Source organism: uncultured Abiotrophia sp., from assembly GCF_963520105.1.
In the GTDB taxonomy this organism is placed as follows: domain Bacteria; phylum Bacillota; class Bacilli; order Lactobacillales; family Aerococcaceae; genus Abiotrophia.
Map to the genome: position 1 here is coordinate 358094 of NZ_CAUQPN010000001.1, position 15600 is coordinate 373693.

At 44.9% G+C, this 15600-nt stretch carries 15 protein-coding genes, 2 other RNA genes, 1 pseudogene and 1 riboswitch; of the genes and pseudogenes, 16 read left to right on the plus strand and 2 right to left on the minus strand.

The genetic code is table 11. The features are described 5' to 3' along the window. Positions 1 to 105 precede the first annotated feature (105 nt). Complete coding sequence (locus tag RWO08_RS01610; RefSeq protein WP_023390852.1) at positions 106 to 507, plus strand: DUF2187 domain-containing protein; 402 nt, start codon at positions 106 to 108, stop codon at positions 505 to 507. A gap of 65 nt (positions 508 to 572) precedes the next feature. Here RWO08_RS01610 and RWO08_RS01615 read toward each other — a convergent pair whose 3' ends face one another. Continuing rightward, a complete protein-coding gene (locus RWO08_RS01615; RefSeq protein ID WP_306486062.1) occupies positions 573 to 1550 on the minus strand; it encodes a hypothetical protein in 978 nt (325 codons plus the stop codon). Positions 1551 to 1655: 105 nt separating this feature from the next. Here RWO08_RS01615 and RWO08_RS01620 point away from each other — a divergent pair, with 105 nt between their 5' ends. The 4 genes from RWO08_RS01620 to RWO08_RS01635 all read left to right on the plus strand — a co-directional run bounded on the left by RWO08_RS01620 (position 1656) and on the right by RWO08_RS01635 (position 4365). After that, positions 1656 to 2078 (plus strand): ribonuclease HI family protein, encoded by a 423-nt coding sequence (locus RWO08_RS01620; RefSeq protein ID WP_291454108.1) that lies wholly within the window; start codon positions 1656 to 1658, stop codon positions 2076 to 2078. A 233-nt stretch (positions 2079 to 2311) separates the two neighbouring features. Next, positions 2312 to 2674, plus strand: coding sequence for a cell division regulator GpsB (gpsB, locus tag RWO08_RS01625; RefSeq protein WP_070755408.1), 363 nt, complete (start codon positions 2312 to 2314; stop codon positions 2672 to 2674). 14 nt (positions 2675 to 2688) lie between these two features. Then, an RNA gene (gene rnpB / locus RWO08_RS01630) (RNase P RNA component class B) lies at positions 2689 to 3083 on the plus strand. A gap of 124 nt (positions 3084 to 3207) precedes the next feature. Next, positions 3208 to 4365, plus strand: a complete 1158-nt coding sequence (locus tag RWO08_RS01635) for a class I SAM-dependent RNA methyltransferase (RefSeq protein ID WP_291454109.1) — start codon at positions 3208 to 3210, stop codon at positions 4363 to 4365. Positions 4366 to 4416: 51 nt separating this feature from the next. On the opposite strand, the gene ssrA is transcribed toward RWO08_RS01635, so the two are convergent. Continuing rightward, positions 4417 to 4780: a transfer-messenger RNA gene (ssrA, locus tag RWO08_RS01640) on the minus strand. 135 nt (positions 4781 to 4915) lie between these two features. Between ssrA and RWO08_RS01645 the strand changes: the two genes are divergently transcribed. The 11 genes and pseudogenes from RWO08_RS01645 to RWO08_RS01695 all read left to right on the plus strand — a co-directional run bounded on the left by RWO08_RS01645 (position 4916) and on the right by RWO08_RS01695 (position 15567). Continuing rightward, a complete protein-coding gene (locus RWO08_RS01645; RefSeq protein WP_070755410.1) occupies positions 4916 to 5902 on the plus strand; it encodes an aspartate-semialdehyde dehydrogenase in 987 nt (328 codons plus the stop codon). 376 nt (positions 5903 to 6278) lie between these two features. Next, entirely contained in the window at positions 6279 to 7841 is a 1563-nt protein-coding gene (gene rny / locus RWO08_RS01650; RefSeq protein WP_035363833.1) for a ribonuclease Y, read from the plus strand. 210 nt (positions 7842 to 8051) lie between these two features. Next, a complete protein-coding gene (locus RWO08_RS01655) occupies positions 8052 to 8966 on the plus strand; it encodes a hypothetical protein (RefSeq protein WP_311468995.1) in 915 nt (304 codons plus the stop codon). Further along, positions 8956 to 9858 carry a site-specific tyrosine recombinase XerD gene (gene xerD, locus RWO08_RS01660; protein ID WP_311468997.1) on the plus strand — a complete coding sequence of 301 codons (903 nt, stop codon included), beginning with the start codon at positions 8956 to 8958 and terminating at the stop codon, positions 9856 to 9858. Before RWO08_RS01655 ends, xerD begins: the two co-directional genes overlap by 11 nt. Before the next feature lie 79 nt (positions 9859 to 9937). Beyond that, positions 9938 to 11107, plus strand: a complete 1170-nt coding sequence (gene deoB, locus RWO08_RS01665; protein WP_314211090.1) for a phosphopentomutase — start codon at positions 9938 to 9940, stop codon at positions 11105 to 11107. A 26-nt stretch (positions 11108 to 11133) separates the two neighbouring features. Further along, on the plus strand, positions 11134 to 11934 hold the full coding sequence (locus RWO08_RS01670; RefSeq protein ID WP_314211091.1) for a purine-nucleoside phosphorylase: 801 nt from the start codon (positions 11134 to 11136) through the stop codon (positions 11932 to 11934). A 38-nt stretch (positions 11935 to 11972) separates the two neighbouring features. Then, positions 11973 to 12383, plus strand: a complete 411-nt coding sequence (locus tag RWO08_RS01675) for a hypothetical protein (RefSeq protein WP_314211092.1) — start codon at positions 11973 to 11975, stop codon at positions 12381 to 12383. Then, a complete protein-coding gene (locus tag RWO08_RS01680; protein ID WP_083316241.1) occupies positions 12358 to 13167 on the plus strand; it encodes a ScpA family protein in 810 nt (269 codons plus the stop codon). Before RWO08_RS01675 ends, RWO08_RS01680 begins: the two co-directional genes overlap by 26 nt. Next, positions 13168 to 13806, plus strand: coding sequence for an SMC-Scp complex subunit ScpB (gene scpB, locus RWO08_RS01685; protein WP_070755416.1), 639 nt, complete (start codon positions 13168 to 13170; stop codon positions 13804 to 13806). Next, positions 13807 to 14505: pseudogene (locus RWO08_RS01690) on the plus strand (pseudouridine synthase); the annotation flags it as partial. It abuts the gene before it with no gap. 242 nt (positions 14506 to 14747) lie between these two features. Further along, a riboswitch (FMN riboswitch) is annotated at positions 14748 to 14874 on the plus strand. Between the two features lie 105 nt (positions 14875 to 14979). Then, a complete protein-coding gene (locus tag RWO08_RS01695; RefSeq protein WP_070755418.1) occupies positions 14980 to 15567 on the plus strand; it encodes an ECF transporter S component in 588 nt (195 codons plus the stop codon). Positions 15568 to 15600: the final 33 nt, after the last annotated feature.

Below are 15600 nucleotides of genomic sequence, written 5' to 3' on the forward strand. Positions count from 1 at the left end.
AATTCTTGTCAGAATGGTAAATTTTTAAGCGATAAGCTATAAAAAGCCCGCCAAAAGTGCTATAATAGGAATTAGAAACGGTTTCATTCAGAAAGGGTGGGTCGTATGAGAGTCAAAGTCACTAAGTCAGAGCGCGAGCTCATTGAACGTGAGCTGAGACGGGGGACCACTAAGTCTCGGATAGCCTCCCTCTTGCATGTCAATTTCGAGACGGGTTGCCAAATGATTCAGCGAGTCCGTGAACAGATTCGTCCTGAGATTGGTGACCAAATACGCTTTACCTTCCGGCAGGTCCATATGCGGGGGACCATCCGTAAACTTCTGACCAACAGCGCTGTCGTCGACATCGATTGGCTCCGGTCAGATCCGACTATGAAGGATATTTGTACTAGCCGCACCATCGTCAATTTCAAGGATATTGTCGCCTACATCAACTGTGAGCATCTTATTCAAGATGATGAAGAAGGGGAAGAGCCCCTAAGTCCTGCTGCTCAACAAGGGATTTAAGCTCACAGCATTTAAATAAGGGCCTCCTATCACGTGTTTGCGATAGGAGGCTCTTGGTCTGAAGACTATTGTTCTTGGTAGATTAATTGATAGAGTTCAGCTGTAACAGTTTGATAGGTCTGGCGATGCTTAGCTTCTGGTACTAGGTCATAGGGAGTCGGTAGGTCATTCTCAGTTAAGAAAAGCTGGAACCACTCCTTAGCTGATCCATAGGCCTCTTCAAAGTAGGGGTAAACGGCTAAGGCTTGAAGGACGAACTGCTGAGAAAATTCAATCATGAGATGAGGATTGAATTGTTCGCAGTATTCTTCGATGACTTGAAGACCGGCCACATAAGAAGACTGGTGACGGTAATCTTGAAGTTTGGCTACCGTCAATTCATGGACTTGGCCAAACCAGTTATAGGTCACTTTACCTGGATAGTTCTGGTAGAGTAGGTAATGTAAGACGTCACTCTTGATATATTGAGGTAGGTCTGGATGAGTCAGAATGGCCTTAAAGAAAGGCAAGGCCTTGTCTAAAGGCAGGTCGTAGGTATATTTAAGGAAACTGAGTAACTCAAATCCTTGGCCGTCATAGATTTGATTGATAAAAGTCTCAATGGCTTCCTGACCTTGATCCAGGGCTTGCTCCAAGCGCCGGGCTAAGCGCTGGGTATGATTGAGTTGATGAATGAATGGTAAGAGGTCTTCACTGTCCCATCCAGCTGCTTGGAAGCGTGCTTGAAGCTGATAGAGCCGCAAGAGGGCAGCGTCTAAGTCGTAAAGGAGGGACAGACTAGCTCCATATAAGAGGAGAACATTCCAATCATTAACGGCTTCTATATCAGGGAAATAAGTTTGCCAACAGTTCAAAAGGTCAGCTTTTTGTCCCCGAGCAATATATAATTTAATCAGTTCCTCGAAGACATGAACCTGAGGATCTGTCTCATAACTCTTGATTAGGAATTCTTGTGCACGGCCAAAGTCATGGACCTTGAGGGCACTGAGTGCTTTGCGATAATATTGGTCCGCATTGGTCGGAAATTCAATTACATCACTCATTTTGCCACCTCTTTCTTGTCAATACTTAAATCCGTGCTATACTAGTTATATTATAGCACAATACATTAATAGTTTGTAGACAAATAACAGATAAGGAGCGAAAAAATGCTGAAGGTTTATACGGATGCTGCCTTTGCCTATAAAAATCAATCTGCCGGCCTGGCCATTCGGATTCTGGCGCCTGATCAACTCTATGAACAAGTTGTTTTCCTCAATCAGGTAGCAGACAATCATCAGGCGGAATTTTTAGCTATCTTGCGCGCTCTAGACTGGTTGATAGAATTGGGACTGACCCAGGACTTTATTTGGTTACATGCCGATAGCCAGGTAGCCATTCGGGCCATTGAAAAATCCTATATAAAGGATGCACGTTATGCTCCTATTTTAGATCATATCCTAAGTCGACTGGACTACTTTCCAAATCTCTATGTCAAATGGATAGCTGAAAAGGAAAATCAGGCAGCCGACCAGTTAGCAAAATCGAGCCTAAATAAGGCGGTTAGCTGGGCGCGGACATCGCCTCGCTAGCCAAGTTGGCTTTTGCGTGGCATAATAGAGATAGTTAATCAAGGTCCGGATCTCAGATTTATGGGGATAGATTATGTGACTAAAAGTGCACAATTCACTAGGGTGCGAACGTATATTCGCTAGCATTCTTAGGAATTTCGTGGCATAATAAATTGAATAGACTTCTCTATTTAAGATAGAATCATTAATTCTTCTGAGAAAGAAGTAATCATTGATGGAGGTAGATGAGCGATATGGCAGAAAAAAATTTAACCGCTAAAGATATTTTACAAAAAGAATTTACCCGCGATTTTCGTGGTTATAAAGCATCTGAAGTAGATGAGTATTTGGATAGCATTATCCGTGACTACGATTCTTACCAAAAGGATGTGGCGACTTTGAAGAATGAAAATGAGCGCCTAATCAGCAAAATTGATGAATTGACCAAGCAACTTGCCTTGGCTAAGAAGAACAATGTGCCAACCTCACCAGGCTCTGGTGTCACTAACTTCGATATCCTTAAGCGTCTCTCTAACTTAGAGAAACATGTCTTTGGATCTAAGATTGGTAGCACAGACAACACCATGTCTTATTCAGACGTGACACGTTTCCAATAAAAGAACCTCAAGTAGATTTTAGGTAATCGCGGCTAGTAATAGTTGAGGAAAGTCCATGCTCGCACAGGCTGAGATGCCTGTAGTGTTCGTGCTTAGCGAAACCATAAGCTAAGGTAGTGCCTAGCGCTAACGGCAGGCAAAAGGTCTAAGGCTTCGGCTATGACTGAGTAACCTCTAAGGTGCCACAGAGACGAGGCTGGTTGGAAACAACTAGCGTGGAACGCGGTAAACCCCTCGAGCGAGCAACCCAAATAGTAACCTAGTTTTCTAGGGAGACTGGTCGGGGCACTTTTCCTAGGGAAATGAACCGATGGAAGAGGCGGGTCACTGAGTGACCGGCAGACAGATGATTACCCCACTTAAGGTGCATAGCCTATTTCCCTTAAGTGACAGAACATGGCTTATCGAAATTTACTTAATAGGCTTTTGCTTAATACAACAAAGGCGCTTCTCCCTCTCTGGCGAGGAGGGCTTTTTTTCTAAGGGCAGGATTGTCTTGCCCGCAACGACAAGTTAAAGATGAGGAGCCCCTTATGACAAACTATAACCTATTGGCTACCGTTGCCGCCGGCATTGAGTCCGTGACGGCCCAAGAATTGAAGCAGCTAGGCTATCAAGTTCAGACGGAGAATGGGCGCGTGCGTTTCTCTGGGAATGTCCAGGATATTGCTAAAACCAACCTATGGCTAAGAACGGCTGACCGTATTAAGATTGAATTTGCTAGTTTTCAGGCCAAGACCTTTGAAGCCCTCTATGATTTGACTTATGCCTTGCCATGGGAAGACATTCTGCCTTTGGATGCTAATTTTCCTGTGTCCGGCAAATCCGTTAAGTCCCAGTTACATAGCGTGCCTAACTGCCAGAAAATCGTCAAAAAGGCTATTGCTAGCCGACTCATGTCCTACTATCATCGTCGGACCAATTTGCCTGAGACAGGGGCAGTCTATCCTATCGAAGTTTCTTTGGTCAAAGACCAAGTCAGCCTGACCTTGGATACTTCTGGCACCTCCTTATTCAAGCGTGGCTACCGAGTAGAGAAGGGTGCCGCCCCACTCAAAGAGAATATGGCAGCTGCCTTAGTCATGTTAACGACTTGGTATCCTGACCGACCACTTTACGACCCATGTTGTGGTTCGGGAACCATTGCCATTGAGGCAGCCTTGATTGGGCGTAATATTGCGCCAGGTCTTAAGCGGGAATTTGCGGCCGAACATTGGACCAGCTTAGATCCAAGTGGGCAAGTATGGCAGCAGGCGCGCCAGGAAGCCCAAGTTCAAGCCAAACCAGATGTCATGATGGACATTGAAGCCTGCGACATTGACCACCGTATGGTTGAAATTGCTAAGGCCAATGCTCAAGAAGCTGGAGTAGCAGATACGATTTCCTTTAAGCAAATGCAACTCAAGGACTATCGTCCTAAGGTGGATTACGGTATATTAATTGCTAACCCGCCTTATGGTGACCGTATGTTGACAGAGGACCAGGTCCACGCTCTCTATGCGGACATGGGCAAGCTCTATAACCAAATGCCGACCTGGAGTAAGTATATTTTAACTAGTGATGAAGCCTTCGAGACCTACTATGGGGCCAAGGCAACCAAAAAACGTAAGCTCTACAATGGCGCCCTCAAGGTAGATTATTACCAATATTGGGGTGAGCGGAAACCCCGTCAAACAAGCGATGATATGTAGATATTCATAGCAAAAAATCCCTCAGCAGAATCTGCTGAGGGATTTAGTCTGTTATGGAGATGAGGGGAATCGAACCCCTGTCCAAATATCTCGCCACAATCAAGTCTACGCCAATAGTCTAGCTATTTGGTTTAGCGCAGAGACCGCCACTAGACAGGCTGTCATCCTTGCGAGTCTGATCATCTCTTCGTGATTTAACAGACGGATAAATCACGCGTATCCCACTTAAATAAAACCAGCTACTAGCACATGGGCGATGTTAGGCTGATTTTCCGCTGCAGGTTATTAAGCTGCTAAAGCGAAAGAGTTGTTTTGGTTGTTTGCAGTTATATTTAACTGTAGCGTTTTAAGGCGGACGCAACCCTCCTGACGCGTCAAAAGCTCGAACAATACCTGTCGAAACCGTGACATCCCCTAAAGGATAGCTAGATTCTATCAATAAAGGGTTAAATTGTCAATTAATCAGCCTGGGAGACAGGCTTAAGGGATTGACTTTTGCCCCTATAATCTTTAAGCTAATAGGGTAAATAATTTTTTAGGAGGTCACCCCATGACTAAGAAATATCATGTGGCCATCTGCGGTGCGTCTGGTGTTGTAGGGCGTAAAATGCTGCAAGTATTACACGAACGAAACTTTCCATTTGAGACTTTAACCTTGTTCGCTTCCAAGCGTTCAGCTGGCAAAACTATTAGCTACGCTGGCAAGGATTATGTCATTCAAGAATTAACGGAAGAGGCTCTTCAAGCGCCGATTGAGATTGCCCTGTTCTCAGCAGGGGGCGAGACCTCTAAGCATTTTGGGCCAATCGCCGCTAGTCGTGGTATCTATGTGATTGACAACTCCAGTGCTTGGCGTATGGATCCTAAGATTCCTTTGGTAGTGCCTGAAGTCAATGGTGATGTCTTGAAGGCTGAAGACCATCTGATTGCCAACCCTAACTGCTCGACCATTCAGTCAGTCGTGCCATTAGCTGTTCTACAACCATACGGCTTGAAGCGCGTCATCTACAATACCTATCAAGCAGTATCAGGAGCAGGCCAAGCTGGTATTAATGACTTAGAAAATCATACGACTGAAAAATTCCCTTATTCAATCAATAATAATGTCTTGCCGCATATTGATGTCTTCACTGAGTCTGGCTATACCAAGGAAGAAATCAAGATGATTGAAGAAACTCGGAAAATTCTACGTATGCCAGACTTACGTGTAACAGCTACTACAGTTCGAGTTCCAATCAAACACTCTCATGCGGTCTCTATTAACGTTGAATTGGAACGAGACTTTGATTTAGCAGAAATTCGTCAAGCCTTCCAAGAAGCGGAGGGAATCATTCTCTTGGATGATCCTGCTAACCTTAAGTATCCACTTCAGTCAGAGGTGGAAGATCATGATGAGGTTTATGTTGGACGAATTCGTCGTGATGAGTCAGTTCCTTACGGTCTCAACATTTGGGTGGTAGCCGACAACATCCGTAAAGGGGCGGCCACTAACACCATTCAAATCGCAGAACAACTTATTAAAGACGGTATTCTCTAAGGAGACAAAAGGCGCCCTGTGAGGCGCCTTTTTATATTATTAGTAGATAAGGTGGGCGTTGGCGCTAATTAAGATAAGTGTATCGAATAAGGTTATTGTCTTAATTAGTGTAGTTAACTAATTAAGACAAACGCGTTTCTGGTGTGTTCTTTTTAATGAAATGTTTTCACTTTAAATTGATTAAGAATGTCTAAAGACTTTCATAATAGGGATTGCGGACGATTTGTTAGGTCTATCTGGCCATGACTAGGGATTGACAGACGGCCCATAAAACCGTATGATAGAGGGTGTGGTTGACACATTATTTATTTTGAAATCATCCAAAAATTTGAAATGAATAACGATAATAATGAATAGATTAATAGGAGGTGATACGATGGACCTATTGCAGCTCACCTTCGCAGTAATCGTTGCTTTAATTATCGGGGTAGTGATCGGCTATATTTTCAAGAAGAAAAGCGATGAAAAGCACATCGGAAATGCTAAGGCAAATGCAGAATCCATTGTTGATGCGGCTATTGCACAGGCTAAGACCCTCAAGCGGGAAGCCTTGTTCGAAGCCAAAGAAGAAAATCTCAAGTACCGTAATGAATTAGAACAAGAACTGAAGGAACGCCGGACCGAAGTAACAGGAATGGAAAAACGTCTCCTTCAACGGGAAGAGACCTTGGACCAAAAGAGTCTGATCTTAGACAAACGCGAACTCAATCTTGAGAGCAAGGAACAAGACTATCAAAAACGTCAAAAGACCTTGACCCAACAGGAAGAGAAGGTTCAAGAATTGGTCGTTGCCCAACAAAGTGAATTAGAACGGGTGGCAACCCTATCGCGTCAAGAGGCGCAAAACATCATTATGACTGAGACAGAGCAAGCTTTGTCCCAAGAAATTGCAGTCATGATTCGGAATGCAGAGCAAAAGGCTAAAGATGAAGCTGATCGCAATGCCAAAAACATTATCTTACAAGCCATTCAACGGAGTGCTCCGGACATTGTGTCTGAGAATACAGTGACCGTAGTACACTTACCAAGTGATGACATGAAAGGTCGGATTATCGGGCGAGAAGGCCGCAACATCCGTACTTTGGAAAGCTTAACCGGGATTGATTTAATTATCGATGACACGCCAGAAGCAGTCGTATTAAGTGGTTTTGACCCAATTCGACGTCAAATTGCTAAGTTGGCTTTGGAGAAACTGATTCAAGACGGCCGGATTCATCCAGCGCGTATTGAAGAAATGGTGGACCGGGCGCGTCGCGAGATTGACGAGAAAATCCGAGAAATCGGGGAACAAGCGACCTTTGATGTGGGAATTCATTCTCTCCATCCTGATTTAATCAAGATTATTGGTCGTCTATCCTTTAGAACCAGTTATGGGCAGAACGTCTTGAACCACAGTATTGAAGTTGCCAAACTTGCTGGCGTTATGGCTGGTGAGTTAGGTGAAGATGTGGCTCTAGCCAAACGTGCAGGTCTTCTGCATGATATTGGTAAGGCACTTGACCATGAGATTGAAGGCTCACACGTTGAAATCGGGGCAGAGATTGCCAAGAAATACAACGAGCCAGAAGTAGTAGTGAATGCTATTGCTTCCCACCATGGTGACACTGACCCAACTTCGACCATTGCTATCTTGGTAGCTGCCGCTGATGCCTTATCTGCAGCACGTCCAGGTGCCCGCAGTGAATCCTTGGAAAGCTACATCCGCCGTCTGGAAAAATTAGAAGAAATCTCTAATAGTTTCCCAGGCGTGGCTAATAGTTTTGCTATTCAAGCTGGGCGCGAAGTCCGTGTCATGGTTCGTCCAAATGAAGTCAATGACGCTGGCGCCTCACGAATCGCTCGTGATATCCGCAACCGGATTGAAGCAGAAATGAACTACCCAGGCAATATTAAAGTAACCGTTATTCGCGAAACGCGCGCGGTTGAATACGCCAAATAATTGATGGAGAGGTTGGAACTTGTTCCAATCTCTCTTTTTGTGTATTTTTGGGGGAGGTTGCGAGCTGAGTTTGATGGCGCTTACTCTGATGCAGGATTTCTAAATTTCATTTAAGACCCTCGGGTTACTCTTAGGTCAAACAAGTCGGACTTTCCTTTATATTTTGACCTTTTTGTGTTAAAATGTAGAAGAAAAAAAGGAGGCGATGAGGTGGTTCGTTACGGACAAATAGTCAAGGCCCGCATCAGTGACAAAAATGAGCGTCACTTTTTCGCACAATATGAAGGTGAGACCTTCACCGTTCTACCGGGGCAGATAGATATAGAAAAGTACCAAGTTGGTGACCAGATTGAAGGCCTTATCTATGAAACCAAGGCCCGAAAGAAAGTAATTCAAGTTGACTTGCCAACTATCCGACCTGAAATCTATGGTTGGGGCAGTGTGGTCAGCACCCGTAAGGATTTAGGCGTCTTTGTTGATATTGGCTTGCAGGATAAGGAAGTGGTCGTATCCTTGGATGACCTACCTCTTAATACAGCCCTCTGGCCTAAGAAGGGTGACCGACTCTTCCTGACCTATCAAGTGGATGCTAAGAATCGTTTCTGGGGTAAATTGATTGAACCCGAAGCTATGCAAGCCTATTTTAAGCGGGCAGCCCGTGCCATGAAGAATCTCAATGTCACAGCTACCGTCTATAAGGTCAAGTTAGCGGGTTCTCTCTGTATTACAGACGGTGGACACTCGGCTTTCTTACATGAAAGTGAGACTCTTGATACTCCACGTCTTGGTCAAGTCTTGCAAGCTCGTATTATCGGCGTGCGTGAAGACGGCGGCCTTAATTTGTCGGTCAAGCCACGAGCTTATGAAGCTTTGGATGATGATGCCGGTATGATTCAAGCCATCTTAAGAAAAGCGCCCGGACATTATTTGCCACTTCATGATAAATCAGATCCAGCAAGTATCCAGACTCAGCTTGGCATTTCTAAGGCCCAATTTAAACGTGCCGTTGGGACTCTAATGAAACAAGGCCTCATTCGTCAGGTCAAAGGAGATGGACTCTATCTGACTCAAGTCCAAGACTCAAGTGCAGAGATTGATCCATTAGGCAATAACTATGAAGTTTAGCCAGGCTGTCCAGGATTTTGAACGTTATCTTCTCTTAGATATGAACCGGTCCGCCAATACCATTCAGAGCTATCGGCGCGATTTGGCTAAGTTTCAGGCTTATCTGACGGAGCAGGAGATTGACAATGTAGAGGCGATTGATGAGCTAACGGTGCGAGCCTTTCTAGCAAAACTTAGCCAAGCCTCCTATGCAGCTTCCTCGACCAGTCGTATGCTATCCAGTTTGAAGCAGTTTTTCCTCTTTTTACGCAAAGAGGGCATTCTGGAAACGAATCCCATGTCCCTAGTCCATCGGCCTAAACAAGGGAGACATCTACCTAAAGTCCTAACTGCTAGGGAGATTGAAGCCTTGCTTCAAGCCCCCGACACCAGCACTCCACATGGTTTGCGTGATCGGGCTATCTTTGAGCTCATGTATGCCACGGGTCTGCGGGTAACAGAATTGGTTCAGCTTAAATTAGAAGATTTACACTTAGAATTAGGCTTTATCCAAACCCTAGGTAAAGGGGACAAGGAGCGTCTAGTTCCCTTGATTGATGAAGCCATTGAATGGCTAGAGGCCTATCTGGAACAGGTCCGTCCTAGCTTCCTAAGATTAGCTGGCTCTTCCAGTCCGCAGGAAGTCTTTTTGACAGAGCGGGGTAAGGCTTTTACTCGTCAAGGAATTTGGAAAAATCTCAATAAGTATGTGGCCTTAGCTGGTATTAAACAAACCGTCTCACCTCATATGTTGCGTCATTCTTTCGCAACTCATCTGCTGGAAAATGGTGCTGATTTGCGTATGGTTCAGGAACTACTGGGCCATGCGGATATTTCAACGACACAGATTTATACCCATATCAGTACCCAACGTTTGCAAGAAGTCTATCGTAAGTACTTCCCGCGCGCGTAACTTGTCATCTTCCGACTGGAGAGGTGGCCTAATAATCAAGACGGTCATTCACTGACCGTCTAGGGAAAGAGGAAAAAATATGAAATTCAAACGTATTCATTTAATCGTCTTAGATTCTGTTGGGATTGGTGAAGCTCCAGATGCTGCAGACTTCAACGATTTAGGGAGCCATACCCTAGGCCATATTGCTGAAGTTGCAGGACTAAAGCTCCCTCATATGGTAGAGCTAGGTTTGGCGAATATTGAGCACCTAGCTGGCTTGACACCTGTGTCATCCTCCAAGGGTTACTGGACTAAGTTAGAAGAAGTTTCAGCTGGTAAGGACACTATGACCGGTCACTGGGAAATCATGGGGCTTAAAATTGAAACACCATTCCGCGTCTTCCCTGATGGTTTTCCTGATGAACTAATCGAGCGTATTGAAGCCTTTTCTGGTCGTAAGGTGGTCTGCAATGCCCCGGCTTCTGGTACTGAAGTGCTTGACCAATATGGGGAACATCAAATGAAGACAGGGGACCTAATTGTTTATACTTCTGCAGACTCTGTCTTGCAAATTGCCGCCCATGAAGACATTATTCCATTAGAAGAACTTTATCGCATTTGTGAGTATGCTCGTGAGATTACCTTAGAAGATCCTTACATGTTGGGACGTATTATTGCTCGCCCATACATTGGGACTCCTGGTAACTGGACTCGTACTGCCAACCGTCATGACTATGCCTTAAGCCCTTTTGCGGATACAACGCTGGACTTCCTGAAGGCAGGTGGCTATGATGTGATTTCCATCGGGAAAATCAACGATATCTTCAACACTAAGGGGATTACGGATGCCGTTCGGACCAAGTCTAACATGGACGGGGTAGATCAACTGCTGAAGATTATGGACCGTGACTTTACCGGTTTGTCCTTCACTAACTTAGTGGACTTCGATGCCATCTATGGTCACCGCCGCAACACAGAAGGTTACGCCCAAGCTTTAGAAGATTTCGACAACCGCTTGCCAGAAATCTATAGCAAGCTACGCCAAGATGATTTACTTTTGATTACTGCTGACCACGGTAACGACCCAACCTATAGTGGAACCGACCATACCCGTGAATATGTGCCAATTCTGGCCTACAGCCCATCCTTCACGCAAGCAGGTGAGCTCAAGGCGCGTTACTATAGTGATATCGCAGCCACCATTTCTGATAACTTCGGCGTTGCCAAGACCGAACAAGGTTCTTCATTCTTAAGTCAATTAAATTAGGACATAGTCAGCAAGGAGAAAAATAGATGTTTACAGAAACCATTCAATACTTAAAAGACCAGGGTTTAACTTATCCACAAGTTGGTTTAATCCTAGGTAGTGGCCTTGGAGAGCTTGCTGAAGATGTGGAAAATGCTATCCGCATTCCATATGAAAATATTCCTAATTTTCCAGTCTCTACAGTTGCTGGCCATGCTGGTCAATTAGTTTATGGGGACTTGGCAGATAAAAAAGTCTTGATTTTACAGGGCCGTTTCCATTATTATGAAGGTTATGATTTGAACACTGTGACTTATCCAGTTCGTATCTTCAAGGAACTTGGGGTAGAAACTGTGATTGTAACTAATGCAGCAGGTGGGATTAATACTTCATTCCAACCAGGCGACTTAATGATTATTACAGATCACCTTAACCTAGCAGGTAACAATCCACTGATTGGCGCAAACTTAGATGCTCATGGCCCACGTTTTGTTGACTTAACAGAGACTTATAGCTTGCGAGGTCAAGCCATCTTACGTCAAGCTGCTGCCAAAGAAGGAATTCATCTCCAACAAGGGGTCTACACTTGGGTTACCGGGCCGTCTTATGAGACGCCTGCTGAAATTCGCTACATGCGGACCATTGGTGGTGATGCAGTTGGAATGTCAACCGTGCCAGAAGCCATTGTGGCTAAACATTGTGGTATGGAAGTCTTAGGGGTTTCATGCATTACCAACTTAGCAAGTGGCATGCAGTCTAGCCTCAACCATGAGGAAGTCATGGAAATCTCTGCTAAGGTAAAACCACACTTTAAGAACTTAATTAAAAATACCCTAGCTTTACTTTAAGCGACTTGCCAGATTGCTAGGGAAGAAAGGAGTACGCCGTGCTCATTCAATCTAAAAATAAAAATGAAAAGATTATTCTCGGCTTACTGTCCTATACTTTAGAAGAAGGGCAGCACCAAACCGACCTCTTGCAGTCGATTTTGGAAACCTACCGGCAATCTGATAGCAAGGAAATCTATCTCTATCGAGAGCAAGACCAAGATAATTTCATTGGCTTGGTGGGGGTTGAAACCTTTCAATCGCCTAGCAATGAGTCAATACATCCAGAGTCAGTCGTTATTGACCGTATTGCCCTCTTACCATCATTCCGCAATGAGTCTGTAGGTTATCAGATTTTCAGTGAACTTAAGGAGCGCTATCCTAATAGCGCCTTCTTAGGGTCTCGTCTGACCTCAGAACTTCTTGTCAAATGGAGCAGTCGCTATGCCCAAGAACACCAAGAATCTTAAAGGTCATCAGGGGCAAGATAGCTCAGTGACCAAGGACAAGCAGCAACTCAAGCTCCAATTGGCCTCTTTTCAGGGGCCCTTTGACTTGTTATTGCACTTAATTAAACAGATGAAAGTGGATATTAATGATATCCCTATGGCCGAAATTACCAGTCAGTACTTGGCTTATCTTCACTCCATGCAAGAGTTAGAGTTAGATCAAGCCGGCGATTACTTAGTGATGGCTGCCACGCTCTTGGAAATCAAGAGTCGTCTGCTCCTACCTATCGAGCCGGATGCTGAATTGGATGGCGACTATGAGCCTGGTGACCCACGTCAAGTGTTGGTGCAACAACTGCTCTTGTATCAACAATTCCAAGATGTGTCCTCACTACTAGAAATGCGCCAAGAAGCTCGTGCAGCGCTCTTTTCTAAACAAGCAGATGACTTGTCGGACTATCAGGATCAAATACCGCTACAAGAAGGGGAAATTAGCCTGGATCAACTGGTGGCACGTATGCAAGATGTCTTGGCCCGCCAACTATCTCGTCAGCCCTTGGAACGCCAAATTCATCATGATCCTTTGACAGTGGAGCAGAAGATGGATGATATTTTAGCGCGCTTGGGAAGACTAGAGCGGCAAGAACGCTTGTCTTTTGAACAGTTGATTGACAAGGCCAGTCGCCCGGAGATTATCACGACCTTTATGGCGCTTCTGGAGCTAGTCCGTAAGCAGTTCATTGTTTTCTACCAGGCCGAAGCCTTGGCACCAATTGAAATTGAAAAAATAGACGGAGTCGAATAGATGGAATTAATTACCCGCCTGCATGGCATTATCTTTGTAACAGGAATTGAAGGGGTCAGTCGTAAAGATTTGGCGGCTAGCCTTCAGGTGCCCTTAAATCAAGTGACAGAGGCCTTGCAACAACTACAATTGAATTTACAGGAAGACCCACTGTCACCTGTAGAATTGGTTAACTACAATGACCAATACCGTCTGGTGACTAAGTCTGAGTTGGCACCTGATGTGGAGGCCTATGCTCACTCGCCCTTTACCCAGAAGCTCAGTCGTGCTGCCGTTGAGACGCTAGCTATTGTAGCTTATCGCCAGCCTATTACCCGTATGGGGATTGATGAGATTCGTGGCGTGTCCAGTATTACTATGCTACAAAAGTTACTTGCCCGCGACTTGATTCGTGAGATTGGTCGACTCGAAGCACCGGGGCGTCCAGTTCTCTATGGGGTAACAGATTACTTTATGGACTATTTCGGTCTCAAGTCTTTAGAAGATTTACCAAATATTGAGCCACTTAACCTCAATGATGAGGTCACTTCGGATGAGTTATTTAATACCAAGCAATGGCAGATTAGCTTAGATGATGAGGTGTCTTATCAAGATGCACCATTAGTTAATCCCGTTTTAGTAGAAGGGGAGGAGGATTAGATGGATCGTTTGCAGAAAGTAATGGCCCATGCGGGCATTGCTAGCCGCCGTAAATGCGAAAGCCTGATTACCGATGGCCGGGTCAGCGTTAATGGCCAGACAGTTCGTGAATTAGGGACTCAGGTATCCAGTAAGGATCGTATAGAAGTAGATGGCGTTCCAATCTATCGGGAAGAACCACGCTACATTCTGATTAATAAGCCAAGACATGTCATAAGTGCTGTGTCTGATGACAAGAACCGTCAAGTCATCCTAGACTACGTTCAAGGCATTGAAGAGCGAATTTATCCAGTCGGACGTTTGGACTATGATACGACTGGGCTTCTGCTCTTGACCAACGATGGAGCTTTTGCTAATCAACTCATGCATCCGCGCCATCAAATTGATAAGGTCTATGTGGCCAAAGTCAAAGGGATTCCATCTGAAAACTCACTTGCTCGACTTGAAGCCGGTATTGTGTTAGATGGTAAGAAAACAGCCAAAGCCAAGGCTCAACTCTTAAGCCAGAATCTGGATAACCAGACGGCAATTGTAGAATTGACCATTCGTGAGGGTTGGAATCACCAAGTTAAGCGTATGTTTGAAGCGGTGGGGCACCCAGTCAACAAACTCAAGCGGGAACGCTATGCTTTTCTGACTCTAGGTAAGCTCTTGCCAGGAGAATGGCGAGAGTTAACAGCTCATGAAGTCAATAAGCTTAAGCAAATGAGTCAGAGCAAGGGACAAGCTGGGCAAGAAGCAAGGAAAGCTAAACCTAAGCGTATAATGGGACGTCCAACTGGTCAAAAGCCGTCTCGTAAATCGCCTGCATCTAGCTCAGGCCGTAAGGCAAGAAAAGGGCAGTCCAAGTCCATGCCTGCCAGAAATTTTAAATAAGAAGATGCCCGGCTAGTCAAGTCGGGCATCTTGTGCTATAATGAAGGTATCAATCGAATAATACAATTAGTCTTCAGGGCAGGGTGAAATTCCCGACCGGTGGTAAAGTCCACGAGCCTAGTACTTTAGGGTCTAGGTTGAACTGGTGAAATTCCAGTACCGACAGTAAAGTCTGGATGGGAGAAGTAAGCTAATTAACAGATAGATTCACAGGGTTTATTTGTCTTTGCTGCGTTTACTTTCCCAAGTAAGCGTATTTTTTTGGCTTCTAGAAGACGAATAAAAGGAGGAATATCTATGAAAAACATGCGATTGACACGTCAAGTATTACTGGCTATTTTAGGGGCCTGGGCAGTGGTTTTCCGACTGCTCGATTTTCCCTTGTTGCCATCGGCACCTTTTCTTAAGTTCGACTTTAGTGATGTGCCAGTCTTCATCGGGCTCTTGATTAATGGGCCAATTGGGGCTGCAGTGGTAGCTTTCATCCGCGATTTCATTGAATATCTGCGTAAGGGTGGAGAAGCTGGCATCCCGCTAGGGGTCAGCATGAGTTTCATTGGCACCATGACCATGATGTTGATTCTGCATTTTTACCTGCGTCGCAAGAAGGGCACTTGGCAACTTGAACAGATTGTGCTCACATGTATCAGCTTGGCCTTTAGCTTGACTTTGGTCATGAGCTTGCTCAATTATTTCATTGCGCTTCCTATCTATGTAGAGGTCATGCATTGGCCAATCAAAAATATGATAGAAATGGTCTTAGTAGCCATTGTGCCATTTAACTTGCTTAAGGGAGCTATCTTAGGAATTATCATCGCCTTGGTTTATAACCAATTCAAGGCTTATCTGATTAAGAGAGGGCTCTTGCCAGCTAGCTACCAATAAGCAATAGAAAGGCCGGGATTAATCCCGGCCGTT